Origin of the sequence: Amycolatopsis sp. NPDC005232 (assembly GCF_040607795.1) — a bacterium.
GTDB lineage: Bacteria > Actinomycetota > Actinomycetes > Mycobacteriales > Pseudonocardiaceae > Amycolatopsis.
On sequence record NZ_JBEXHL010000021.1, the window covers coordinates 1 to 23,480 of the forward strand.

At 68.0% G+C, this 23,480-nt stretch carries 26 protein-coding genes and 2 pseudogenes; 20 read left to right on the forward strand and 8 right to left on the reverse strand.

The window, feature by feature from the left end; translation table 11 throughout:
- From ABZU76_RS32790 to ctaD, 6 genes and pseudogenes are all read left to right on the forward strand, one after another.
- Positions 1-498: aldo/keto reductase (locus ABZU76_RS32790; RefSeq protein ID WP_354876231.1), on the forward strand; the 498-nt coding region annotated here is incomplete at its 5' end.
- Between the two features lie 446 nt (positions 499-944).
- Positions 945-2,240, forward strand: coding sequence for an MFS transporter (locus tag ABZU76_RS32795; protein ID WP_354876233.1), 1,296 nt, complete (start codon positions 945-947; stop codon positions 2,238-2,240).
- A gap of 298 nt (positions 2,241-2,538) precedes the next feature.
- Positions 2,539-2,904: pseudogene (locus ABZU76_RS32800) on the forward strand (ABATE domain-containing protein); the annotation flags it as partial.
- A gap of 74 nt (positions 2,905-2,978) precedes the next feature.
- Positions 2,979-3,152 (forward strand): CGNR zinc finger domain-containing protein, encoded by a 174-nt coding sequence (locus ABZU76_RS32805; RefSeq protein ID WP_354876235.1) that lies wholly within the window; start codon positions 2,979-2,981, stop codon positions 3,150-3,152.
- 102 nt (positions 3,153-3,254) lie between these two features.
- On the forward strand, positions 3,255-3,581 hold the full coding sequence (gene trxA / locus ABZU76_RS32810; RefSeq protein ID WP_354876237.1) for a thioredoxin: 327 nt from the start codon (positions 3,255-3,257) through the stop codon (positions 3,579-3,581).
- A 277-nt stretch (positions 3,582-3,858) separates the two neighbouring features.
- Positions 3,859-5,631 (forward strand): cytochrome c oxidase subunit I, encoded by a 1,773-nt coding sequence (gene ctaD, locus ABZU76_RS32815; RefSeq protein WP_354876239.1) that lies wholly within the window; start codon positions 3,859-3,861, stop codon positions 5,629-5,631.
- Between the two features lie 46 nt (positions 5,632-5,677).
- On the opposite strand, the gene ABZU76_RS32820 is transcribed toward ctaD, so the two are convergent.
- The 3 genes from ABZU76_RS32820 to nhaA all read right to left on the reverse strand — a co-directional run bounded on the left by ABZU76_RS32820 (position 5,678) and on the right by nhaA (position 8,510).
- Positions 5,678-6,304 (reverse strand): TetR family transcriptional regulator, encoded by a 627-nt coding sequence (locus tag ABZU76_RS32820; RefSeq protein WP_354876241.1) that lies wholly within the window; start codon positions 6,302-6,304, stop codon positions 5,678-5,680.
- A gap of 86 nt (positions 6,305-6,390) precedes the next feature.
- The gene (locus ABZU76_RS32825; protein WP_354876243.1) at positions 6,391-6,981 is read right to left on the reverse strand and encodes a uracil-DNA glycosylase family protein; all 591 of its coding nucleotides are present in this window, start codon (positions 6,979-6,981) and stop codon (positions 6,391-6,393) included.
- Positions 6,982-7,097: 116 nt separating this feature from the next.
- Positions 7,098-8,510: a Na+/H+ antiporter NhaA gene (nhaA, locus tag ABZU76_RS32830; protein WP_354876245.1), complete on the reverse strand. Its 1,413-nt coding sequence runs from the start codon at positions 8,508-8,510 to the stop codon at positions 7,098-7,100.
- Between the two features lie 131 nt (positions 8,511-8,641).
- Here nhaA and ABZU76_RS32835 point away from each other — a divergent pair, with 131 nt between their 5' ends.
- The 9 genes and pseudogenes from ABZU76_RS32835 to ABZU76_RS32875 all read left to right on the forward strand — a co-directional run bounded on the left by ABZU76_RS32835 (position 8,642) and on the right by ABZU76_RS32875 (position 15,729).
- Complete coding sequence (locus ABZU76_RS32835) at positions 8,642-9,145, forward strand: thioredoxin domain-containing protein (RefSeq protein WP_354876247.1); 504 nt, start codon at positions 8,642-8,644, stop codon at positions 9,143-9,145.
- 407 nt (positions 9,146-9,552) lie between these two features.
- Positions 9,553-10,062, forward strand: a complete 510-nt coding sequence (locus ABZU76_RS32840) for a hypothetical protein (RefSeq protein WP_354876249.1) — start codon at positions 9,553-9,555, stop codon at positions 10,060-10,062.
- Positions 10,063-10,143: 81 nt separating this feature from the next.
- Positions 10,144-10,518 (forward strand): GNAT family N-acetyltransferase, encoded by a 375-nt coding sequence (locus ABZU76_RS32845; protein ID WP_354876251.1) that lies wholly within the window; start codon positions 10,144-10,146, stop codon positions 10,516-10,518.
- Positions 10,519-10,553: 35 nt separating this feature from the next.
- Positions 10,554-11,171, forward strand: a complete 618-nt coding sequence (locus tag ABZU76_RS32850) for a GNAT family N-acetyltransferase (RefSeq protein WP_354876253.1) — start codon at positions 10,554-10,556, stop codon at positions 11,169-11,171.
- Positions 11,172-11,215: 44 nt separating this feature from the next.
- Positions 11,216-12,082 (forward strand): aldo/keto reductase, encoded by an 867-nt coding sequence (locus tag ABZU76_RS32855; protein ID WP_354876255.1) that lies wholly within the window; start codon positions 11,216-11,218, stop codon positions 12,080-12,082.
- A gap of 76 nt (positions 12,083-12,158) precedes the next feature.
- Positions 12,159-13,625 carry an MFS transporter gene (locus tag ABZU76_RS32860; RefSeq protein WP_354876257.1) on the forward strand — a complete coding sequence of 489 codons (1,467 nt, stop codon included), beginning with the start codon at positions 12,159-12,161 and terminating at the stop codon, positions 13,623-13,625.
- A gap of 136 nt (positions 13,626-13,761) precedes the next feature.
- Complete coding sequence (locus ABZU76_RS32865) at positions 13,762-14,241, forward strand: hypothetical protein (RefSeq protein ID WP_354876259.1); 480 nt, start codon at positions 13,762-13,764, stop codon at positions 14,239-14,241.
- A 71-nt stretch (positions 14,242-14,312) separates the two neighbouring features.
- Positions 14,313-14,807, forward strand: a pseudogene (locus ABZU76_RS32870) (FAD-dependent oxidoreductase); the annotation flags it as partial.
- A gap of 271 nt (positions 14,808-15,078) precedes the next feature.
- Complete coding sequence (locus ABZU76_RS32875) at positions 15,079-15,729, forward strand: BBE domain-containing protein (protein WP_354876261.1); 651 nt, start codon at positions 15,079-15,081, stop codon at positions 15,727-15,729.
- 65 nt (positions 15,730-15,794) lie between these two features.
- Here ABZU76_RS32875 and ABZU76_RS32880 read toward each other — a convergent pair whose 3' ends face one another.
- From ABZU76_RS32880 to ABZU76_RS32900, 5 genes are all read right to left on the reverse strand, one after another.
- Positions 15,795-16,088 (reverse strand): WhiB family transcriptional regulator, encoded by a 294-nt coding sequence (locus ABZU76_RS32880; RefSeq protein WP_354876592.1) that lies wholly within the window; start codon positions 16,086-16,088, stop codon positions 15,795-15,797.
- Between the two features lie 70 nt (positions 16,089-16,158).
- On the reverse strand, positions 16,159-16,467 hold the full coding sequence (locus ABZU76_RS32885; protein ID WP_354876263.1) for a DUF427 domain-containing protein: 309 nt from the start codon (positions 16,465-16,467) through the stop codon (positions 16,159-16,161).
- A gap of 105 nt (positions 16,468-16,572) precedes the next feature.
- Positions 16,573-16,902, reverse strand: a complete 330-nt coding sequence (locus tag ABZU76_RS32890; RefSeq protein WP_354876265.1) for a hypothetical protein — start codon at positions 16,900-16,902, stop codon at positions 16,573-16,575.
- A gap of 48 nt (positions 16,903-16,950) precedes the next feature.
- Entirely contained in the window at positions 16,951-18,048 is a 1,098-nt protein-coding gene (tal, locus tag ABZU76_RS32895) for a transaldolase (protein ID WP_354876267.1), read from the reverse strand.
- Positions 18,045-19,652, reverse strand: a complete 1,608-nt coding sequence (locus ABZU76_RS32900) for a cytochrome bc complex cytochrome b subunit (protein ID WP_354876269.1) — start codon at positions 19,650-19,652, stop codon at positions 18,045-18,047. Before ABZU76_RS32900 ends, tal begins: the two co-directional genes overlap by 4 nt.
- A 362-nt stretch (positions 19,653-20,014) precedes the next feature.
- Between ABZU76_RS32900 and ABZU76_RS32905 the strand changes: the two genes are divergently transcribed.
- The 5 genes from ABZU76_RS32905 to ABZU76_RS32925 all read left to right on the forward strand — a co-directional run bounded on the left by ABZU76_RS32905 (position 20,015) and on the right by ABZU76_RS32925 (position 23,313).
- Positions 20,015-20,344 (forward strand): hypothetical protein, encoded by a 330-nt coding sequence (locus ABZU76_RS32905; protein WP_354876271.1) that lies wholly within the window; start codon positions 20,015-20,017, stop codon positions 20,342-20,344.
- 406 nt (positions 20,345-20,750) lie between these two features.
- On the forward strand, positions 20,751-21,398 hold the full coding sequence (locus ABZU76_RS32910; RefSeq protein ID WP_354876273.1) for a sigma-70 family RNA polymerase sigma factor: 648 nt from the start codon (positions 20,751-20,753) through the stop codon (positions 21,396-21,398).
- A 127-nt stretch (positions 21,399-21,525) separates the two neighbouring features.
- Positions 21,526-21,960 (forward strand): DUF5709 domain-containing protein, encoded by a 435-nt coding sequence (locus ABZU76_RS32915; protein WP_354876275.1) that lies wholly within the window; start codon positions 21,526-21,528, stop codon positions 21,958-21,960.
- A 46-nt stretch (positions 21,961-22,006) separates the two neighbouring features.
- The gene (locus ABZU76_RS32920; protein WP_354876277.1) at positions 22,007-22,615 is read left to right on the forward strand and encodes a sulfite oxidase-like oxidoreductase; all 609 of its coding nucleotides are present in this window, start codon (positions 22,007-22,009) and stop codon (positions 22,613-22,615) included.
- A complete protein-coding gene (locus ABZU76_RS32925; protein ID WP_354876279.1) occupies positions 22,615-23,313 on the forward strand; it encodes an FAD-binding oxidoreductase in 699 nt (232 codons plus the stop codon). Before ABZU76_RS32920 ends, ABZU76_RS32925 begins: the two co-directional genes overlap by 1 nt.
- Positions 23,314-23,480 lie beyond the last annotated feature (167 nt).

Here is a 23,480-nt window from a genome sequence, read left to right on the forward strand (position 1 = left end):
CCCGCGCGCGACAAGTACCTCGACACGTGGAAGGCACTGGAGAAGCTCTACGCCGACGGCCGCGTGCGCGCCATCGGCGTGTCCAACTTCCAGCCGTCGCACCTGCGCCGCGTGCTCGACGAGGGCAGCGTGGTGCTGGCCGTGAACCAGATCGAGCTGTCGCCGTACCTCGTCCAGCAGGAACTGCGCGCCTTCCACGCCGACCACGGCATCGCCACCGAAGCCTGGAGCCCCCTGGCCAAGGGCGGCGACCTCCTGGGCGAGCAGGCCGTCGCCGACATCGCCACCGCGCACGGCCGCACGCCCGCCCAGGTCGTCCTGCGCTGGCACCTGCAGCTGGGCAACGTGGTCATCCCGAAGTCCGTCACACCCTCGCGCGTGGCCGAGAACTTCGACGTCTTCGGCTTCACCCTCACCGACGCCGAGGTGGCCGCCCTCTCGGCCCTCGACCGCGGCCTGCGCACCGGCCCAGACCCCGACACCTTCGACCTCGCCTGATCCGCGCCGACAGCGCGCGATGAACCGGGCAGTTTCCACGGGGGGAGTCGCTCGGTTCCTTGGCAGCGGTATTCAACGCCCGCGACGGGAACTCTCCTTCGAAGTGGTAAGACCCCACTTGGGCTCGACGCTGATCGCCTGTGCAGCAACGTCGACGACGAACGCGCATGACGTGTGTGGACCACGGCGGCCCTCGGCGATCCCACAATCTTGGGCGACGAGCGTGGCTGAGGGTCGTGCACACGGACTCCGTAGGTCCAGACAATGGCTCCCGCGCTCCGGCGTCGAGTCAGGACCACGGCTCTCTTTCCTTCATGTGCTGCGGCGCGGTCGCAGCCCAAGATCGCGGCACAGGTGCGACTCCAGAGTTGCGTTGACCCTCCGCCGGTGGGATTGCCAATAGGGAGTCGAGCTGCGCTGAGCTGTTGAGGAGTAAGGAGAACATCATGACGGATGCCGAAGGGGAGACGCCGGGGCGTCACGCAAGGCACGTGCGTGTGCTCTCGACATCGTCGTGCGCCGCGGCCGTCCCGATTCAGCCTGCGGCCGTTCGCGCTGCTGTCACTATTGCAGAGCCAAGGAGCAAGCGAGGCTGGGCCGCAGTCGGCGCCATTGCGCTCGGCGCGTTCATAGTCGTGATGACGGAAACGATGCCGGTGGGGCTGCTTCCGCAGATCGCCGACGGATTACATGTTTCACTGGGCCTTGCGGGGTTGATGGTGCTCGTGCCGGGTTTCAGTGCCGCAGTGTCGGCGCCGCTGTTCTTCCTCGGTTCCGGCCGATTTGACCGGCGCTCGGTCATCCTCGTCCTGGGTTTGACGGTGCTGGTGTCGAACGCCATCGTCGCGGTGGCACCGAACTTCGTCGTGGTGCTGATAGCCCGTATGTTCTTTGGCGCCACCCTCGGAGCCTTCTGGACCGTGGTCTCACCGGTCGGCCCCAAGCTGGTGGGCCCCGCCGGCGGCACTCGCGCCATCACCATTATCGCGGCAGGTATTTCCGGTGGGACAGTGGTGGGGCTGCCGGCGGGACAGTTCCTCGGCAACCTCGTGGGCTGGCGTCTCACTTTCGCCACCGCCGCGGCGGCGACGCTGCTGGTCGTGGTCGCGCAGAGGTTCGTCCTACCGGGTATTCCGCCGGACGGGCGTACGCACCTGCGTGATCTCGTGGGGGTCGTGACGCAGCGCGCCGTCCGGTTCGGGATGGCGGCGGGCGCATTGGTGTTCATCGGACAGTTCACGGCCTGGACCTACATCACCCCGTTCCTGATGGACCACACGCATCTGTCCAGCGGTGTGATCTCGCTGCTGTACGTCATCTACGGCTGCGGTGGCATCGTCGGCTCACTCGTCGCCGGATCACTGTTCAAGCGCGGAGTGATCGGCAGCTTCGCTGGGGCGGCGACGATAGTGGCCGCGTTGCTCATCGCGCTGGCGAACGCGGGCACCTTACCCTGGCTGGCCGGCCTGTTGTTCGTGCTGTGGGGTCTGTTCTGGGGAATCGTGAACCCCGGAACGCTGGTCTGGATGCTCGACGCTGCCCCGGAAACTCCGGAGGCCGCGTCGGCGGTGAATGTGACGAACCTTCAGATAGCCCTGGCGGTGGGATCCGGTGTCGGCGCGATCCTCGTTTCATCGACAGCCCTGCAGACGGTGTTCCTCACGGCGGGTTTGATCGTCCTTGCCTCCGCCGTGCTCGCCGCCGTGGCGGCACGGTTCCTGACACTCGCCCGGAGGGAATGAGGACATCAGGGGGAGGCCGGGGAATGGTCGGCGCCCGGTGTGTCGGTGTCGGCCGGCGGTAAGAGCCGACGATCGGCTGACGCCGACAAGAAGACCAGCGCAGAGGAGAGAGTCGTATGGCGGAATCGAACACGCGACTGCGCTCCGCCGGCAAGGCCTTGCTCGCAGCGAGTGCAGCGGGTCTCCGTCAAAACCCACTGCTGTCGCGGTGGAAGGTGGAGACGTCACAGCTGTTCTCACGGTCGAACACTCCGACCACGGCGTTGCGTGGGGCGCTGTGACGCGCCGCGAACGGGTCGTGGGCCAGGAGCCGCCGGTCGACTTGATGAACACCGTGTGGGGGAGCGGCAAGGGTACCGAGGACGCGCTCGCCACCGCGGACGGTGCACGCGAGTGGATTCGTGAGATCGTTCCTCGTCTTGAGCAACGTCCGAGGTCTCTCGACCACTGGTTGCCTTGCGCAAGCGCGTTGAGCGTGAAGGAGACGGCATTCGACCTGCGTCGGCTCCGCGATGCGCTGAGACGGCTCGCTGCCGACGCGACAGCGGACGAGCGACCGGCCGGGGTGGTGTCCGACTTGCCTGACCGCCAAGCCGCGGTGGCCACGCTCAACACCACCGCGGCCCGTGCGGCTGCGTCGTCCGCCCTCGTGTGGCCCGGTGCGGGCGTGCCGACGATCGCGCTCCAGGGCGACCTGCCCGGCGGCATCGCGGTGAGTTGCTCGTGGCGCTCCAAGCCGTGCGGCTTTTCGGCGGCGAAGGGCGGAAGCGCCTGCGGGCCTGCCTCGCACCGAGCTGCGCGAACTACTACCTGTCCGGCCACGGACGGCGAAGGTGGTGCTCGCAGGCTTGTGGAAACAGGGGGCGCGTCGCGCGGTTCAACAACAAGCAGTCGTCGAACGTGATCGGCTGATCGGCACGGGACCCCGACAACGGAACGTCTCGGAACCGCTCTCGGCTACGGCGCCGGCACCAACTGACTCTCGCCAGTTTCCGACAACCCGAAGGAGAAACCATGGGCAACAACACCGTGAAGGTGACCGACAAGTCGTTCGTGGACGACGTTCTGACCAGCGAGAAGCCGGTCCTGGTCGACTTCTGGGCGACCTGGTGCGGGCCTTGTAAGATGGTCGCCCCGGTGCTCGAGGAGATCGCGGCCGAGAACGGCGAGAAGCTGACCGTCGCGAAGCTCGACATCGACGAGAACCCGAACACGGCGCGTGACTACCATGTGATGTCCATCCCGACCCTGATCCTGTTCCAGGGTGGCAAGCCGGTGAAGCAGATCGTCGGCGCGAAGCCAAAGGCAGCTCTGCTGTCGGATCTGAAGGACGTGCTCTGACCGAGCCCGCGCCCAGCTGCTGAGAAACCCGGGCCTGCGAGAATCGCCTCTCTGACTTGATTAGGACCATATAGTCCACGTAAGGTCTCGCCGAGGTCGTGGTGACCCGGTGACGAAGCAGGTCCGCCTGAGCGGAGCCGGGGCCCACGGACTGCCCGGATTTCGACAAAGGTGAGTTCTCCCGGGAGATCCGGCGGGGCGGGTGCCGTCGAACGGTGCCCGGCCTCGGGCTCAGGATCGAAAAGCCAGCCAGTGCAGCATTCAGTCGGAGGAAATCATGAGGACTGTCGCGTCCAGGTCGATCGCGACGCGACCGTATCCCGCGCGCGTCGCCCCGAAGGGCACGGCGCTGCTTCGGCTGATGCGGACGACGGACCACAAGCAGATCGGCGTGATGTACCTGGTCACGGCGTTCGCCTTCTTCATGGCCGGCGGTGCGATGGCCATGCTGATCCGCACGGAGCTGGCCCGGCCCGGGCTCCAGTTCCTGTCGCAGGAGCAGTACAACCAGCTTTTCACCATGCACGGCACGATCATGTTGCTGATGTATGCGACCCCGGTACTGTTCGGGTTCGCCAACTTCGTGCTGCCGCTGCAGATCGGTGCCCCGGACGTCGCGTTCCCGCGACTCAACGCGTTCTCGTACTGGCTTTACCTCTTCGGCAGCCTGATCGTCGTATCCGGCTTCCTGACACCGGGCGGTGCGGCTGAGTTCGGCTGGACCGCTTATACGCCGCTATCGGAGGCCGTCCACACTCCAGGCCCCGGCACCGACATGTGGATCGTCGGCCTCATCGTGTCCGGTCTGGGCACGATTCTCGGCGCGGTCAACATGATCACCACCGTGGTCTGCCTGCGCGCGCCGGGCATGACGATGTACCGGATGCCCATCTTCACCTGGAACATCCTCGTCACCAGCATCCTGATCCTCATCGCCTTCCCGATCCTCACGGCCGCGCTCTTCGGCCTGGAGGCAGATCGTCGGTTGGGCGCGCACGTGTTCGACCCGGCCAACGGCGGGGTGATCCTGTGGCAACACCTGTTCTGGTTCTTCGGCCACCCCGAGGTGTACATCATCGCCCTACCGTTCTTCGGGATCGTGTCCGAGATCTTCCCGGTCTTCAGCCGCAAACCCCTCTACGGCTACAAGGGACTGATCTTCGCGACCCTGGCCATCGCCGCGCTCAGCGTCTCCGTGTGGGCGCACCACCTTTATGCCACCGGCGCCGTGCTGCTGCCGTTCTTCTCCTTCATGACCTTCCTGATCGCGGTCCCGACCGGCGTGAAGTTCTTCAACTGGATCGGCACGATGTGGAAGGGCCAGCTGTCCTTCGAGACGCCGATGATCTTCTCGATGGGCTTCATCGTCACGTTCCTCCTCGGCGGGCTCACCGGCATCCTCCTGGCCGCACCGCCGATCGACTTCCACGTCTCCGACAGCTACTTCGTGGTCGCGCACTTCCACTACGTCCTCTACGGCACCATCGCCTTCGCCACCTTCGCCGGCATCTACTTCTGGTTCCCGAAGATCACCGGCCGGATGATGGACGAAAAGCTCGGCAAGTGGCACTTCTGGACCACGTTCATCGGCTTCCACGGCACGTTCCTGGTCCAGCACTGGCTCGGCGCCGAGGGCATGCCCCGCCGGTACGCCGACTACCTGGCCAGCGACGGGTTCACCACGCTGAACACGATCTCCACGATCGGCGCGTACATCCTCGGTGCGTCCACGCTGCCGTTCATCTGGAACGTGTTCAAGAGCTACCGCTACGGCGAGATCGTCACGGTCGACGACCCCTGGGGCTACGGCAACTCCCTCGAATGGGCCACGTCGTGCCCGCCGCCGCGGCACAACTTCACCGAGCTGCCCCGGATCCGCTCCGAGCGCCCCGCGTTCGAGCTGCACTACCCGCACATGGTGGAACGCATGCACGCCGAAGGTGAGATCGGCTTCTTCGGCAAGCCGCGCCACCAGGCCGCGCCGTCGCAGAAGCTGGTCGACGCGACCATGCCGGGCGACCACAGCAAGGACAACGCGAGCGAGCAGTAGCCGAGTGCGGCGCGGCGGTCCACTGTGGTGGCCCGCCGCCGGCGGCTCAGGCCTGGAAGGTGCGGATGTAGGCGATGGCCATGTCGAGCGCGATGCGCATCGGCTTCACGTCGTGCCCCGTCTGCGCGAGCAGGTACCCGCCTTCGAGCGCGCCCATCAAGCCGATGGCGAGCCGTTCGGGATCGGCGTCGCGGCGCAGTTTGCCCGTGTCGCGCATCCGCCGCAGCCCGTCCGCGATCAGGCCGAGCCAGGTTTCGAAGTGGCCGGCCAGAGCGGATCGGGCGCGCTCGTTCTGGTCCGAAAGCTCGCTCGCGAGCGAGCCGAGCTGGCACCCGTAGGCCCCGTTGCGCAGCGCGTTCCTCTGGATGATCGCGTCCCGCCACCGCTCGAGCCCGCGGATCGAGTTCAGCCGCCGCAGCTGTTCCCCCTGCGAGGCGAGCAGGTCTTCCGCCTGGTGCTCGATCACGTCCTGGACGAGGGCGTCCTTGTCGGCGTAGTGGTGGTAGAGCTGCGACTTGCTGGTGCCGCTGGCCGCGCGGACGTCGTCGAGCGTGGTGGCGACAACCCCCTTGACCGTCATCAAGTCCACCGCGGCACGCAGGATCCTGGCCCGGGTCGCTTCACCGCGCGCTGTCAGCCGGACAGGCCTCACTGTGCTCTCCGGTTCCGCCACTGCGACAGATTATCGTACCTGCGTGCACGGAGGTGTCACGCGATGCGGCTCGGTCGATCGAGCCCAGGTCAGCCGTCCCGCCACCGTCATCCGCGGCCCAGGGCGATCGACACCCGGCGCGCCAGCTCGGGGAGGACGTCGGTGGTGAACCAGGAGTTCTTCAGATGCCACCGGTAGTTCAGGGGAGAGGGGTGCACCAGCGGGAACTCGGCGGGGAGGTAGTCGCAGTAGGACCGCACGGTCTGGGTGAGGTTCGGTTGGGACCGGCCCTTGAGGTAGTACCGCTGGGCGTGCGCGCCGATCAGCACTCGGAGCGTGATGTCCGGCATCCGGGACAGGATCGGCGGATGCCACCGCGGCGCGAAGTCCTTGCGCGGAGGCAGGTCACCCGTCTTGCCCTTGCCCGGGAAATAGAAATCCATCGGCACGATGGCGAACAGCGAGGGGTTGTAGAACTCCTCGTCGCGCACACCAAGCCACGAGCGCAGCCGGACTCCGCTGGGGTCGTCCCACGGGATGCCGCTCTCCTGGGCGCGCCAGCCCGGCGCCTGGCCGATGATCGCGATCCGGGAAGCCGGCGACCCGGCCCACACGGGACGGTAGCCGAGGTCGCGCGCCCACGCGTTCGACGGGTCGGACGTCATCTCGTCCACGACCGCACACAAGTCGTCGCTCAACCGCACTCCAGGTTCGTGGCGGGAAGGCCGTGCCGCCGGCTCTCGGAGACCACATCCTAGATGGACCATGCGGTCCAGCCGGGCGGGGGTCGACGACACCGAGGTGTGCCTTCGCGCTAGGCCAGGCTCGGATCCCGCCACGGGCCTTCGGGTAGCTCCGGGAGCGAGAACCGCTCGTCGAAGGAGCACAGGGGGAGACGTTCTCCGAGGAACCGCACCACGGCGGACCCGAGGACCGCCGAGAACAGTGAGCCGCCGAGAACCCCCACCTTGGCCTGCTGCTGGAGGCCGGGGTCGGTGAACGCGAGATCGGTGATGAACAACGCGATCGTGAAACCGATGCCGGCCAGCACGGCTCCGCCGATGAGGTGGCTGTAGCGGACGCGGCCGGGCAGGGTGCCGATTCCGGTCCGCAGCGCGATCCCGGCTCCGAGGGAGATACCCAGGGTGTTGCCGGCGATCAGGCCGACCGCGACACCGAGCGTCACGGTGGAGGACGACGCGGCCCGCAGCGCGTCGCTGTCGAGCTGCACGCCGGCGTTGGCCAGGCCGAAGGCCGGGATCACCACGAAAGCGCTGATCGGGTGCAGAATTCCCTGCAGCCGTTCGTTTGCCGACAGCGTCGCCTTCATCGCGGTGGTGGCGAGCCGCACGCGCATCGTGTCCGCGCGCTCGATCACAGCGCGCCCGTAGAGGCGGAGTCGCTCGCGGGCGTGACTGTCGACCTCGCCGGCGGGCACGATCACGCCGATGAGCACGCCGGCCAGCGTCGGGTGGACTCCGGACGCGTCGACGGCCGCCCACAGCCCGGCGCCGACCACGAGGTAGGGCGTCAACCGCCACACCCCCAGCTTCCGCAGGCCCAGCAGTACGAGGACGAGCGCTGCGGCCACGGCGAGCGCCACCACGGAAACGTGGTGTGTGTAGAACACCGCCATCACCGTGATCGCACCGATGTCGTCGCCGATCGCGAGGGTGAGCAGGAAGAGCCGCAATTGATCGGGGCAGCGGGGACCGAACAGCGCCAGAACGCCGATCAGGAACGCGGTGTCGCTCGACATCGGAATGCCCCAGCCGGCCGCGGCCGCGCCGGAACTGTTGAACGCGAAGTAGAAGAGCGCCGGCAGCGCCAGGCCGCCGAGCGCACCAAACGCCGGGACGACGATCGAGCGCACGTCGCGCAGCTCACCGACGGACACTTCGCGGCTGATCTCCAGTCCCACCACGGTGAAGAACACGACCATCGCGACGTCGTTCACCCACTCACGAAGGTCCAGCGAGAAGTGCGCGCTGCCGGCCTCCACTCCGGCGTGGAGGCCCCAGAACGCGTCGTAGCTCACCCCTGCCACGTTCGCCCACGCCAGTGCGGCCACCGTGGCGGCGAGGAGCAGGACAGCGCTGCCGGCTTCGGTGAGCAGGAACCGGCGGAAGCCGGCGGTCACGTACGGCAGCGGGATGCTGACGTGCCGGGTCGTCGACGGCAGGTGGGGGAGGAGCCCGTCGGCGAACTGACTCGAGTCGGCCTTCACGGGCCGAGTATGCCTGACGGGCAGTCGATGCGGTTGTGTACCGTCCCTCAGATCGGGCAGGGGCCTGGAGACTTCCGTCGGTCGCCACGCCACTGTCCGGAGTGGACCGTTCTGCCACGGAGGGATCGCGGGTGACGACGCGCAGTGAGTTCGATCTGGACCGGCACGTGTACGGCGATCCCTCGGCTTCGGTGACGGTGGTGGAATACGGGGACTTCGAGTGCCCGTACTGTGCGGCGGCGGCACCCGAGCTGCGGAAGCTGATCGACAGCTCGGAGGGCTCGATCCGTCTGGTGTTCCGGCATTTTCCGATCTTCACGATCCACCCGTACGCACTCACGGCAGCTCTTGCCGCCGAGGCGTCGGGTGAGTTGTTCTGGGAGATGCACGACTTGCTGCTGACCCATCAGAGCCAGCTGACGGACGTCCACCTGCGGGCCTACGCGGCCCGCATCGGCGCCGGCGACGTCACTGGCGAGGTCGCGCAGCGGTTCCGCCCCGCTGTCGTGGCCGATTACACCTCAGGTGCCGAGTTGGATGTCCGGGGCACGCCGACGTTGTTCATCGACGGTCGCGCCTACCTAGGCCGAGTCAGCTACCAAGCACTCCGGTCGGCCGTGCGGATGCCCTCCTGACCCGGCGCCTCGGTCACGGCGGTTCGCCCCGTGATTGTTCGGCGAAGTTCACCTCGCGCAAAGTGGACCGTCCGGTTCCATTTTTTGGGTGACCCGCGTGATCGACAACACGATCACCTTCCTCAGTGAGATGACTTCCGGGTGAACAGCGAGGAACCGGTTTCGAGGTTCGCAGTTCCAGGCCGTATCCCGACCTCTGCGCGACCCGCCTCGGCCAGTCGAGGATGTGTTCTGACGAGTGGTCGCCGTGATCGGCGCCGGCGGTTCTGAAGCTCGCCGGGTTCACGACTGGACTAAATAGTTCTCTTTGGTGCATGATGAACGCACCGGAGAACGGAGCTGCGTCGGGTGGTCAATGCTGCCGAACGTGCGGACTTCGTCGTGAGAACGCGAAAGGTGCAGCCACGGTGAGTGAGCAGCAGGGCTTCAGGCCGGGGTCGTCGGTTGCCGGCCTTCCGCTGAGGCTGTCCTCCGCCACCGTCACCGGTGGCGCCGATCGGTCCCGTGACCTCGCGTCCGACGGCGCGGTGCGGTTGGAGCTCTCGATCAGCGCGCAGGTGCTGGGCGACATCGAAGTCATGCTCGCCACGACCCACGGGCCCGGCGAGAGCACCGCGGACGGCGGGGCGGAACACCCTGCGGCACAACGTCGCGAGCTCCGCATCAACGACGTCCTGCTGAGCATGATGCCGGACGTGCTCCACCTCGCCGGCCGCAGCCGCGGCACACACCACAATGGAGCCGACACGCAGTCGTACGCGCTCACGTTGACCTTCTCCGACGGGGGCACGGTCGAGAGTTCGTGGAGCACGACGTTCGACGTTCCCGGTGCACTGCTCGCGGATTCCACGTGGCGCCTGACCGTGCCGTTCGACCACACGCTGGCGCCGGCCACGCTCCCTCGTGACGGGTCGTGACACCCGCCGCGCGGCTCACCCCCGCGGGTTCGGTTCCGCGCTGACGCGGGAAACGGTCTTCCCGGCCCGAGGGTGCAGATCGTGCTGCTCGAGAAAAATATCAGGAGAAAAGAAGTGAGTTCCGAGATGGATGTACAGCGCAACGTCGACAGCGGATCGTATGAGGCCGTGGTCGACGGGGAGGTCGTCGGCATGATCGTGTACCACGCCCCGCGTGGTGACCAGCGGGTGACGTTCAGCCACACGATCGTCGATCCCGGACACCGTGGTCAAGGTATCGCGACCGGACTGGTGAAACACGCTCTCGACGATCTGCGAGCCAGGGACCTGAAGCTCACGAACTACTGCACCTTCGTCGCGGATTACATCGCCGATCACCCCGAATACAGGGACCTCGTCGACGGCCGCTTCCCCGGCCGCGCGACCGTGCCGGATCGCGCGCCGCGCGAACGCTGATCACCACAAGCTCGAACTGCCCGAGGAGTGCACAGTTGGTTCAGGGGTCGCATTCGGTCGACATCGACGGAGAACTGATTCGCACCACGCGCCTGCAGCTTGCCCCGTGGACGATGCCCGACGTCGATGCGGCTCTGGGCATTTTCGGCGACGCGGAGGTTGCCCGGTGGTTGGCGCCGGCCATGGCTCGCGTCCCGGACAGCGCCGCCATGCGGGACCTGGTTGCCCGTTGGGTCACGGACGGCTTGGGAGCCGAACCTCCGGTCGGTCGGTGGAAGGTCACCGACATCGCCAGTGGCCGCGTGGTGGGCGCGGTCTCGCTGCTGCCCCTGCCGCCCGACGACATCGACTTCGAGATCGGCGTCCAGATCGCTCGCGGCTGGTGGGGGAACGGTTACGCCGGCGAAGTCGGTGACGCGATCGCGCACTACGCCTTCGCCGCGGGAACGGACGAGATCTTCGCCGTGGCGCGGCCGGCGAACCAACGTGGCGCGGCGGCCGCGCGGCGGATGGGCATGGAGTGGGTCGGACAGACCGACAAGTACTACGACACGCGGCTCGATGTGTTCCGGTTGCGTCGCTACGACCTGGACGTGCAGGCCGTCGTGGCGCCGCCGGAAGACCCGCGGCCGAGTGACCTCACCGACCTCTGACCGATTCCGGCGCGAATCCCCAAGAAAGTGAAAGAGACGAGACCATGCCTGCAACCCTTCCCGATCGATGCGGCACCTTCACGATCGGAGGACACGCGATCACCCGGCTCGGTCTCGGGACCGCGCAGATCAGTGCGTCCGGTGTCTGGAGTCATCCGAAGGATGCCACCGAAGCGGGGCAGGTTCTCCGAGAAGCGGTCGACCTCGGGGTGAACCTCATCGACATCGCCGAGTCGTCGGGACCCTTCGACTACGAAGAACTCATCGTGCGGGCGCTGAGCCCGTTCCCCGAAGACCTGCTGCTGATGATCAAAGGCGGCCTGCTCCGCTCGCCGGACGGGCGGTGGGAACCGGTGCCGCGGCCCTCGTTCCTCCGCAAACAGATCGAGACCCGGCTGTGGTACCTGAAACTTGACCGCGTTCCGTTGTTCCAGCTGCACGGCTTCAACCCGCACGCTCCCATCGCCGATCAGCTCGGCCTGCTCACGGATCTGCAGAGTGAAGGGAAGATCGGGCTGATCGGGCTGGCGGAGGTGACGCTGCCAGAGCTGGAAGAAGCACGGAAGTACGCGGAGATCGCCACCGTCCAAGCCGCGTACAACCTCATCGATCGTGCGGCCGAACCGTTGCTGAACTACGCGGAAGCGGCGAACATCGCGTTCGTTCCGTGGCTCCCACTGGCGACCGGCACACTCGCCAGCGAGGATGGTCCGCTGGCGGAGATGGCTCGCCGGCGCGAAGTTTCGCCGGCACAGCTCGCGCTGGCCTGGCTCTTGAACCGCTCGCCCGCGATCCTCCCCACTCCCGGGACGTTGAGCATCCAGCACCTGACCGACAACGTGTCCGCAGTGGACATTCCGCTGACGGCCCACGAAATCGATGATCTCGACCGCTTGGCGGCCGGGGCGTAATCGGGAGCCCTTCCGGAAACGCGATGGGTGAACCGGCTCGGAAAGTCTGGTCGTCAGTACGTGGAGGGTACTCACCGTGGCCGGTTCGGACATCGCGCTGCCGCCCCCGGTGGATTTTCCCTTTCGGTCCGCCCGAGGTCGACGGATCCTGGTCGCGACCGTCCTCGGCGCGAGCCTGGCGGGCATCGACTCGAGCGTGGTGACCGTCGCGCTTCCGGACATCGGCCGGGACTTGGGCGCGAGCTTCGCGTCGCTGCAGTGGACGGTCACCGGGTACACCCTCAGCCTCGCCTCGCTCATCCTGCTGGCGGGTGGGCTCGGAGACCGGTACGGCCGCAAGCGGATCTTCCTCGTCGGCGTCGCCGGGTTCACGTTCGCCTCGGTCCTGTGCGCGATCGTCCCCGATGTGGGCTCGCTCATCGGGGCGCGAATCCTGCAGGGCATCGGCGGAGCGCTGATGGCGCCGGCGAGCATGGCGATCCTGCAGTCCACGATCGCGCCCGCCGATCGGCCGAGGGCGATCGGCACCTGGTCCGGATTCGCCGGGATCGCCGGCGTTCTCGCGCCGTTCGTCGGCGGCTGGCTGCTGTCGCTGGGTTCGTGGCGGTGGATCTTCCTGATCAACGTGCCCGTGGCGGTGATCGTGCTGGTGGTGACCGTGCGCCACATTCCGGAGACCCGCGACGAGGAGTCGTCCGGCACGGACTGGGGCGGCTCGGTGTTGGCGCTCGTGACGCTCGCCGCGGCAACCTACGCGTTGACGGCGATCCCTGCGGGCCAAAGCGGACCGTGGGCGCCGGCGAGCGCGCTCGTGGCTGTCGCGGCAGGGATCGGGTTCGTGTGGTACGAGCGGCGAACGGCCTCACCGATGCTGCCGGCGTTGCTGAGGAAGTCCCGCTCGTTCGTGTCGATCAACGTGATCACGTTCATCGTCTACGGCGCGCTCGGCGTGCTCTCCCTGATCTTCACGATCGCGCTGGAGACCGTCGCCGGCTACAGCCCGGCCGAAGCCGGCAGCACCATGCTGCCGATCACGATCATCAGCCTCGCGCTGTCTCCTTCCAGCGGCAGGCTCGCCGCCCGGGTCGGGCCCGGCCGGCAGCTCACCGTCGGTCCCGTGTTGTGCGGCGTGGCCGCGCTGATGGCCTTGCAGATCCAGCCCGACACGGGTTACTGGAGTTGGGTGATCCCGCTCGAGTGCGTGTTCGGCCTCGGGACCGCCACGATGGTGGCACCTCTGACGTCCGTGGCGCTGTCGTCGCTCCCGGGCGGCCACGTCGGTGTCGCGTCGGCGGTCAACAACGCCGTTGCGCGCGGTGCCGCCCTGCTGTGGATCGCGGCGCTTCCCCCGCTCGTCGGACTCACCGGCGCTTCCTACGCGCAATCCGAGGCGTTCCAGCCCGGTTACCGCGTGGTTTGCGTGATCTGCGCCGCGGCTCTGTTCGTGTCCGGCGCCATCGCCGCCGCGGTTTTCCGCCACCAGACCCCCTGCGATCGGCACCCAGTGGTCGCCCGGTCACTGCCGCACCCGCTGCCCCGATGACCGCGCAGCTCGGCGACGAACTGTGCACCGCGGGCGGTAAGAGATACAGGGCAGTAAGAGATACAGGGCGGTAAGAGGCGCGGTGCAGCCGCCGCCAAAAAACGATGCGCGGTTCGCGCTGGTGGAGGAGGAAACTGTGACTGACGCAATCAACGGCAAGGCGGTGCTTCGCCTGCCTCGACTGGTCGCGAGGATCGACCGGGCCATGGCCACGGTGGCCGTCGCGCAGGCGGTGCTCGTGCTCGTGGACTTCGTCCTGCTGGGGCTGCTCGCCCGAGGTGCGCCTCTGCTGGAGTCGTTGCTCCTCGTGCTGTTCGGCATCATCGGCACCACGATCGGGACCGTGCGCCACTTCCGGGTCGCGGCCCGGGACGGAGCGGTGGTCGTGATCGGCTCGGCCGCCGGCGCGTTCGTGGTGGGTGTTCTCTGGCATTTCGTGCTCGGTGGGCCGGGAAACATCCACGTCGCCCTTCGGTCGGGCGCACCCGTGCTGGCGCGGTTCTTCGAAGCCTTCGTGACACTCCACTTGGTTGCCGCCGCGGCCACTGTCCTGCTGGCCGCGCTCGCGTTTCGCCGTCGCACCGCGATCCTGGCGATCGGCCGGATATCGGAGTAGTCCCGTAGCCGAGTGCGCACCGCCGAACCGTTTTCGTGTTCAGCCATCCGTTGATCTCCGAGTGAGGAGCCATGTCCGAGCCCCAGTCGAATTCTCCGCTGCCCGCCGTGGGAGAGGGCGACGTGGACGTCCTCCGTGGACTGGTCACCGGTCCGGTTCTGGTCCCGGGGCAGCCGGGTTACGAGGACGAATGCCGGCATTACAACCTCTTGTCCGCTCTGCGACCGGCGGTTGTCGTCGGTGCCGCGAACGCGGAAGACGTCCGGGCGGCCGTGCGGTTCGCCGCGTCCCGGGGACTGCCGGTCGCGGTGAAGAACTCGGGCCACCAGATGGTGTCGTCGGCTCGTGGCGCCGTTCTCGTGACCACGCACCGGATGAAGGGGATCTCCCTCGACGTGCCGGGCCGCCGGGCCCGGGTCGAAGCCGGCGTGATCTGGCAGGAGGTCATCGACGAGGCGGCCCCGCACGGTCTGGCCCCGCTCAGCGGCTCCGCGCCCGACGTGGGGGTGACCGGCTACACCCTGGGGGGAGGGCAAAGCCCGATCCTCGGCCGGAGTCTGGGCTACGCGGCCGACCACGTGCACAGCATCGACGTGGTGACGGCCGACGGGCAGCTGCGCACGGTGACCGCGGAGAGCGATCCTGACCTGTTCTGGGCTCTGCGGGGCTGCAAGGGCAACTTCGGGGTGGTCACCGCGCTGGAGTTCGAGCTCTTCCCCCGTCCGCCGCTTCTACGGCGGTTCCCTGTACTTCGCGGGTGCGCACCTGGCCGAGGTCCTGCACGCCTGGCGGGCCTGGGTCGTCGGCCTGCCGGAAGAAGCGACCTCCTCGATCGCGGTGCAACGGCTGCCTCCGCTGCCCGAGCTGCCGGCGCCGCTGCGCGGGGCGAACGTGGTCCACCTCCGGTACGCCCACCTCGGTTCCGAGCAGGAGGCCGAGCGCCTGCTCGCCCCGATGCGCGCCGTCGCCCCTGTCGTGGTCGACGCGGTGGCGGAGCTGCCCTACACCGACTCCCGGCGCATCCACAACGACCCCGAAGCCCCGATGCCGTACTGGGACAGGACGACGTCACTGCGGGAGTTCCCGGCGGAAGCCGCGGACGCGTTCGTCGCGGTCCTCGGCCCGGAGTCCGGTTCACCGCTGGCCAACGTCGAGATCCGCCACCTGGCGGGTGCGTTCGACCGGGAGCCGGCCGTCGCCAACTCCGTGTCCACGAGGGGTGTGCCGTTCGTCGCGTTCGGCTTCGGGGTGGGTGGGCCCGAGCAGGCCGAGCTGATGCGCGGCAGCCTCGACGCGGTGATGGCCGCGCTGGCCCCCTGGTCCGCCGAGCGCAGGATGACCAACTTCCTGTCGGCGGAGGAAGCCACCGGGCCGGCCGAGGTGCAGCGGGTGTTCGGCGCGGACCGCTATGCGCGCCTGGCCGAGATCAAGAAGGCCGGCGATCCGACGAACCTGTTCCGGCTGAACCACAACATCCCCGCCAGCTGAGCGGGAACCGTCGGGCACCCGGTTCAGCGCTGTGCGGCGCCGGCCCGAGTGTCCTCGATGCGAGATCAGCGACGACGGGGCGGTCGCCTCGGGCGGCCGGCGACGCACGAGGACGTGGCTCGGGCCGCCAGGTACTTGTTCGCCGTGCCCGCGGAAGAAGTGTGCCGGACGAGACCGCGGCGTTCCTCCGCGGTGAACCCGCCGAAGATGCCGTGGTCGAGCCCGTGGCCGAGGGCGAGGTGCAGGCAGTTCAACCGGACCGGACAGGCCGCGCAGACGGCCTTGGCGTGCCGGATCTGCGGCCTGGCGTGGGGGAGCGGGAAGAACAGCTCAGGATCCTCCGACGTGCAGGCCGCGATGGCCTCCCAATCGGTGCCGGTGTTCGTGCGCGGCCCGGTGTTTCGAAGCAGGCCTCTGGCGAGAGTCGGGTCAGTCAACGATGTCCGCCTCTCGTGGGTCGAACGCCACGTAGCCGGAGAAGTCCGTGCCCACGCGCGCGATCGCGGACTGGTGAGGGTGGGGGTAGCACCAAGCGGCGTCGTGGGTCTGCGATCCGTCGGTGACGACGTCGTAGTAGCGGGCCGCGCCCTTCCAGGGGCACGTGTACTGGGTCGAGCTCTGCTGGAGGCTGCCCTGCCGGATCGCTGCCGGCGGGAAGTAGAGGTTCCCTTCGAGGGAGATCAGGGTGTTCCGATCGGCCTCGGCGATGACGGTTCCCCCGATGACGGCTTTCGCCATGATGCACACCTTTCGTGGTCGAAGAACGAAGTGAACTCCCTGCGCCGCCGTGGACACACCCGTGGCGATCCCGTGTGGACGACGTCGGTACGTGCGGGCGGGCGGTCAGGCGTAGCGCCCCGTGAACTGTGAACCGTCTCCGCAGTGGGTGAAGCTGAGGCCGACGATCGAGCCGGCCTCGACAACCCATCGAAGGTCGTACGAGGCCCGATAGGTGGGCGGCCAGAACGAGGCGAACCGGCCGTCGGTGTCGATGTACCACTCCCCGCGGGTCGGGTGGCCGCGATCGGTGTACGTGGTCGCCCCGTCGTGGTCGAAGACCTGTTCGGAGCCGTCGTCGTACACGATCCGCCCGGCGGTGAGCGCGGCCACCAGGTTCTTCTTGGCCACCTGCTCGCCATCGGCCGGGGTGAGCGACTCCAGTGTTCGAGGCATGAGTTTCCCTTCGGGACCAGCGTGGGGGTGAGCGAGGACCGGGTTCTCTCAGCCGAGGAGCGCCGCTGCCGACGCGTGGAGCGCCCGCCAGCTGGCCGCGAACTTGGCGACGCCCTCACGCTCCAGCGTGTCGTACACGTCGTCTAGATCGATCCCCGCGGCGGTGGTGGCGGCGAGGTCGGCTGCCGCCTCCTCGGCGAGCCCCACGACTTGGTCCCCGGATACCTCGCCGTGATCGGCGAACGCCGCGAGCGTCGCGGGCGGCATGGTGGACACCGTCGCGCTCGTGACGAGACCGGTCACGTACCGGGTGTCGGGAAAGGACGGATCCTTGACACCCGTGGACGCCCACAGCAACCGCTGGGGACGGGCTCCGTCGGCCGCGAGGCTTCGCCACCGCGGGGAGTCCCACACGGCCGCCAGGGCTTGATGAGCGAGCCGCGCGTTGGCCAGGCCGGCCCGGCCGCGCATCTCGGGGACACCCAGCACGTCGAGCCGGCGGTCCACTTCGGTGTCCACTCTGGACACGAACAGCGAAGAGACCGAGTGGATCGCCGCGAGGTCGTGGCCGTTGTCGCGAGCTCGCTCGAGCCCGTCGACGTACGCCTCGCCGACCTCGGCACACCGCCGCGGTGAGAACACCAGCGTCACGTTCACGTTGACGCCGGCGGCCAGCGCACCGGAGACAGCTCGGACGCCTGCTCGGGTGGCGGGGATCTTCACCATGAGGTTGGGCCGGTCCACGAGCTCCCACAGCTGGATCGCCTCCGCGACGGTCGCGTCGACGTCTCCGGCGAGCTCGGGACTCACCTCGAGCGACACGCGGCCGTCGACGCCGTCGGTCTTCTCCCAGACCGGACGGAGCACGTCCGCCGCCTCCTGAACGTCCCAGATCGTGAGCGCGCGGACGGACTCCGCCACGTCGATGCCGTTCGCGGCCAGCCGCTCGAGCTGTGGGGCGTAGCGGGTGCTCCGAGCGAGGGCGTTGGCGAAGATCGTCGGGTTCGTGGTCACGCCGACGACTGAGCGACTTCGCACCAGGCGGTCGAATTCGCCGGTCTCCAGGAGGTCGCGGGAGAGCTCGTCGAGCCAGATCGACACGCCGGCCTCGGTGAGGGCCCGAAGCCGGCCGTTGGCTGAAGTCATAGCGTGTTCCCCTGCTCCACGGCTCGATCGAGGGCCGCGGTCTCTTCCGGCGGGTCCGGCGTCCAGAGCGAGCCCGGGACGGCCCGGCCCGCGGCGCCGAGCTTGTTCATCTTCTTCGGCACCGGCGCCCCCTGGTAGTCGAGCGGGACGGGGTGGCCGTGGCTGTCCACGCCGGCCAGCGGCTGGTGGATCTCGATGAACCCGCCGGTCGGCAGGCGCTTGATGATGCCGGTCTCCACACCGTGTTCCAGCACCTCGCGGTCGGCCCGCTGCAAGCCCAGGCAGATGCGGTAAGTCACGTAGTAGGCGATCGGCGGCACGATCAGCACGCCGATGCGGCCGGCCCACGTGCTGGCGTTCAGGGAGATGTGGAACTGGTCGGAGATGATGTCGTTGAAGCCCGACAGCTCGATGACCGCGAAGAACCCGAGCGCCATCATGCCCAGCGAAGTACGCACCGGTGCGTCGCGCGGCCGCTGCAGCAGGTTGTGGTGCTGCACCTTGTCCTTCGTCAGCTTCGACTCGATCCAGGGGTAGACGGTGAGCAGGGTGATCAGCAGCCCCATGCCCATCGCGCCGGAGAAGAACACCGCCGGGATCGTGTAGTTGCCGAGGTAGAGCTCCCAGGCCGGCCAGATGCGCAGCATGCCGTCGGCCCAGGCCATGTACCAGTCCGGCTGTGAGCCGGCCGACACCATCGACGGGTTGTACGGGCCGAAGTTCCACACCGGGTTGATCTGGAACAGGCCAGCCATCAGCGCGAGCACACCGGTCACGGCCACGGCGAGCGACCCGCCGTGGAGCGCGAACTCCGGCACGATCCGGATGCCGACGACGTTGTCCTCCTTCGCTCGCACGCCGGGGAACTGGGTGTGCTTCTGGAACCACACCAGCACCAGGTGCACGCCGATCAGGGCGAACAGGATTCCGGGCAGCAGGAGGATGTGCAGTGTGTACAGGCGCGGGATGATCTGGTCGCCCGGGAACTCGCCGCCGAACAGCGCCCAGTGGATCCAGGTGCCGATGACGGGCACCGACAGCACGATGCCCGACAGGGTCGCGCGCACGCCCGTGCCCGAAAGCAGGTCGTCCGGCAGCGAGTAGCCGAAGAACCCCTCGAACATGCTGATCACCAGCAGGAGCACGCCGATGACCCAGTTGGCCTCACGCGGCTTGCGGAACGCGCCGGTGAAGAAGATCCGCAGCATGTGCAGGAGTGTCGCGGCGATGAAGATCAGCGCGCCCCAGTGGTGCAGCTGGCGCACGAACAGGCCGCCGCGCACGTCGAACGAGAGGTCCAGGGTCGTCTTGAAGGCCTGCGACATCTCCACGCCCTGCAGATTCGTGAAGCTCCCGTGGTAGGTCACTTCCTGCATCGAGGGATCGAAGAACAACGTCAGGTACACGCCCGTCGCGATCACGACGAGGAAGCTGTACAGCGAGACCTCGCCGATCAGGTAGGACCAATGGGTCGGGAACACCTTGTTCATCTGGTGCCGCAGACCCTTGGCGAGCTTGTATCGCTGATCTGCGTTGTCGGCGGCCTGCCCGAGACGCTTCGCGAGCACGCCCGTGCCCATGGTCGGCGTGGTCAGTGAGCTCATGCAGTGTTCGAGGCAGCGATCGGCCCCGTCTTACCCCCGTGGGTGGGCCCAAAAGAGTGGCTGCCCCTACGCGCGAGGTGCCGAACCGGTTTCACGGGCGGCTCGCCGGCTCGGGCGGGCGGTCTCGTCCGGGGCGCATTCGACCGGACGTGGTCCCCGGACGGCGGTAAGGGCGCGATGACGGCCCGCCGCCAACAGGGGATCACCCACAGGGGAGGGGCCTCGTGTTCGCAAGCCAGCACAGCGTTCCGGACGGAACGGTCCTGGAGGAGCCTTCACTGACGACGGGGAGCGCGATTGCCGTTCACCACCCGAAGGAGCTCCTGAGGACCGTGGTCGCCGACGGCTCGATAACCCTCTTCGTGACTGGCGGCCTGATCGAGCGGGCGGCCGTCGAGGAGCTGGGTGCCGAACTCGACGTCGCGACCGCGTTGTGCCGCGGAACCGTGACCGTCGACCTGACCGGCTGCACCGGTCTCGGCACGGCGGCGACACAACTCCTTCGGGGGAACCTCGACACGGCTCGCACCTCGGGATCCGGGTACCGGTTGCGGCTCAACGCCGGCCGTTCGTCGGTGGTCCGTGCGCTCGCCGCCGGCGGCATCCTCACGAAGCGCGAGGCCCGGCGGCGGGCCCGCGACGTTCCGCATCACTGGGACACCGACAGCCCGTCGTCGCTCCGGACGGCGTGAGGCCCAACGCGCAGTTCTTTATGGACGTTCGACACCTGACCCGAGTCCTTATGGACTTAATGGTCCTGTTTTGCTATGAAGGTAGCGACGGTTCCGACAGCTCGCAGGTGGCGCGGCCCTTGCCGCGCCACAGAACACGGGCTGCCCGAAAGCTCAAGGCGCCGCCTGGCCCGACGGTGTCGCGCAAGCCGTTCGAACACCGAGGTCAGGTCTCGGTGTGCCGGCTCTCCCCGCGTTGTGTGCGAGCCGGTTCCGGTGCTGCCGGGCAAACAGGAGTGACGGCATGGCAGAGGGATTTCAGATGCTGACGATGTCCAGGGGAGAGGGGGTGGGGCGGCATGACGCCGGTCGTGTCCCGTTTCCGGGTGGCATCCACCGCTGACACCGGACTGAAACCCCGGTTCGCGTGACCACGTCGGAGGTGGACGAGAGGGTCCTGGTCGACGGACGGAGCTTCGACCCCGCGTCCGCGGTCTGGGTCCGGGAGCTGAGTCCGGGCAGTCCGGATTTCGAAGACGCCTGTCGCCGGCTGCACGCGATGCTCATCAAGATCGCCCGGCGGGAGACCGCGCGCAGGTCGCCGATCCTGAGGCTCACCGGCCCCGAGCTCGAAGACCTGGCCCACCAGGCCGCGGCCGACGCCCTCATGCGGATCACCCGCAAGATCGGCGAGTTCCGCGGCGACGCGCAGTTCAAGACGTGGGCATTCAAGTTCGTGATCCTCGAGGTCTCGACGAAGGTCGGCCGGCACTTCTGGCGCGACCACCGGGTTTCTCTCGACCACGACGAGGCCCACCACGCTCGCGCCGCCGTCGGCGACGAACCGCCCCACCAGGTACAGGCCATCGAACTCCGGGCCGCCCTTGCCCATGCGATCGAGAACGCACTGACCGAACGCCAACGCCGCGTCTTCGTCGCCGTGGCCATCGACAACATCCCGATGGACGCCCTCGCCGCAAAACTGGAAACCAACCGCAACGCCATCTACAAGGCGATGTTCGACGCCCGGCGCAACATCCGCGCCTACCTGGTGGACAACGACTTCATCACCTGACCATCGTGGTCGCGCGCGGTCGGGTTGCCCACCGGGCCGGTGCACCATTGCGACTTTATGGACTATAAAGTCCATCTCAAGTAAGGGTCGCGCGTGACCGGCGCGGCCGAGCGGAGAGGAGAACTCCATGAGCGACGACACGGACGAGTACGACGGTGGTGTCGACCTCGACGACGGACTGCTGGATCCCGAGGACAGCCTCGTGGACCGTGGTGTGTTGGACGTGCTGGACGAGGGTTACACGCCGCCGGAACGGCCCTCCGCGGTCTTCGACTGGGGGCTCACGGCCCGGGAGGCCGCCGGCCACGAGGAGCTCGGCAACCGGCTGCGCCGTGAAGTGCCGGACGTCTTCCCCGTCGACGACCGGGGTGACGGGCTCGGGGACGCGTCCGACACGGACGGGGAGCTGTACGACGACCAGGTCGGGGAGGCGCGCGCGGGCCGGCTGGTCGAAGACCCGGACGCCGACGAGGCGTACCCGTACCTCTTCGCTTCGGACGTGGGTGTGGACGGCGCCGCGGCTTCGGCCGAAGAAGCGGCCATCCACATCGTCCCGGAATGAGCGCCGGAGCTGTCCGGCGCCGAACGCACGAGAAAGGTGGACAGAAATGGTAGCGACGAGAGGCTTCGTCGGGCGTCAGCGGTCCGGCCGGGACCCGCGGCTGCCACCCGGCCAGTACGACACGGGTGACGAGTGGCCGGTGCTGCACGCGGAGGCGACTCCGTCGATCGACACCGCGAAGTGGACGTTCACGATCGACGGGCTCGTGGACAATCCGACAAGCTGGACCTGGGACGAGATTCACGCCCTCGAATCGGACCGGTACGAGGGCGCCATCCACTGCGTCACGACGTGGTCCAAGTTCGGGATGGCCTTCGACGGCGTCTCCGTGGACACCCTGCTCGAGATCACCGGGGTGCGCGACGACGCGGCGTACGTGATGGCGCGCTCGCACACCGGGTACACCACCAATCTGCCGATCGAGGACGTCGTAGACGGCCGAGCCTGGGTGGTGTGGGACGTCAACGGCGCGCCACTGGACGACATCCACGGTGGCCCGGCGCGGCTCCTCGTGCCGCACCTGTACTTCTGGAAGAGCGCCAAATGGGTGTCGGGACTGAAGTTCATGGCCGAGGACGAGCAGGGCTTCTGGGAACGAAACGGCTACCACGACCACGGTGACCCGTGGCTCGAGCAGCGTTACCAGGGGGACTGATGGCCTCCCCTTCGTCCTGGCAGACCGCCGTCGTGGCCGCCATCGGTCCGGAGGCTTCCCACGCGAAGACCTTCCGGTTGCGGCTCACCGAACCGCGGACACACCGGCCCGGCCAGTTCTACGTCGTCCGGCTGACCGCGCCGGACGGCTACCACGCCCAGCGCGATTACTCCGTGGCGAGCTCCCCGGGTGGGGACGACATCGAGATCACGGTCGAGATGCTGCCCGACGGTGAGGTATCGGGGTTTCTGCACAACGTCGTCGAAGTCGGGGACGTCCTGGAGGTCCGCGGTCCGGTCGGCAGGTTCTTCTCGTGGGACGGTGCCACGCCGATCCTGGGCCTCGCCGGGGGCTCGGGTGTGGTCCCGCTCATGTCCATGTTGCGGCTTGCGCGACGCGCGAACCGCCCCGACCTGATGCGGCTTGCCGTGTCCGTCCGATCGCCCGCCGATCTGTACTACCCGGACGAGATCTCCGGTCCGGAGACCACGGTCGTCTACACCCGCGAAGCGCCCGCGGGCAGCTCCCGTCCCGTGGGGCGCCTCACAGTCGAGGACGTTCGCCCTCTCGTCGAGTCCGACCGCGTGGTCTATGTGTGCGGCTCGGCGGGCTTTTGCGACGGAGCCACCAACCTGCTTCTCGAGGTCGGAGTCGACGTGCAGCGAATCCGCGTCAGCAGGTGGGGTCCGACCAGCTGAGCCGGCCGTTGCCGACACGTCGCGGTGCCAGGGCCGTGGCGTAGCGATCACTGACGAGGCGCGGCTGTGCACCGATATCCACCGGAGTGCGTGACTACACCGAAATGCTGATTCGAGAAGGAAGCTGAAGGCCGCACTCAGTGGTTCGCTCGCGGGCAGCGGGGCAC

Excerpts from the sequence above, each read along its gene's own strand:
- ABZU76_RS32795 (WP_354876233.1), top strand. The coding sequence starts at position 945 with ATGACGGATGCCGAAGGGGAGACGCCGGGGCGTCACGCAAGGCACGTG.
- trxA (WP_354876237.1), top strand. The coding sequence starts at position 3,255 with ATGGGCAACAACACCGTGAAGGTGACCGACAAGTCGTTCGTGGACGAC.
- ctaD (WP_354876239.1), top strand. The coding sequence starts at position 3,859 with ATGAGGACTGTCGCGTCCAGGTCGATCGCGACGCGACCGTATCCCGCG.
- ABZU76_RS32855 (WP_354876255.1), top strand. The coding sequence starts at position 11,216 with ATGCCTGCAACCCTTCCCGATCGATGCGGCACCTTCACGATCGGAGGA.
- ABZU76_RS32885 (WP_354876263.1), bottom strand. The coding sequence starts at position 16,467 with ATGGCGAAAGCCGTCATCGGGGGAACCGTCATCGCCGAGGCCGATCGG.
- ABZU76_RS32890 (WP_354876265.1), bottom strand. The coding sequence starts at position 16,902 with ATGCCTCGAACACTGGAGTCGCTCACCCCGGCCGATGGCGAGCAGGTG.
- tal (WP_354876267.1), bottom strand. The coding sequence starts at position 18,048 with ATGACTTCAGCCAACGGCCGGCTTCGGGCCCTCACCGAGGCCGGCGTG.
- ABZU76_RS32900 (WP_354876269.1), bottom strand. The coding sequence starts at position 19,652 with ATGAGCTCACTGACCACGCCGACCATGGGCACGGGCGTGCTCGCGAAG.
- ABZU76_RS32915 (WP_354876275.1), top strand. The coding sequence starts at position 21,526 with ATGAGCGACGACACGGACGAGTACGACGGTGGTGTCGACCTCGACGAC.
- ABZU76_RS32920 (WP_354876277.1), top strand. The coding sequence starts at position 22,007 with ATGGTAGCGACGAGAGGCTTCGTCGGGCGTCAGCGGTCCGGCCGGGAC.
- ABZU76_RS32925 (WP_354876279.1), top strand. The coding sequence starts at position 22,615 with ATGGCCTCCCCTTCGTCCTGGCAGACCGCCGTCGTGGCCGCCATCGGT.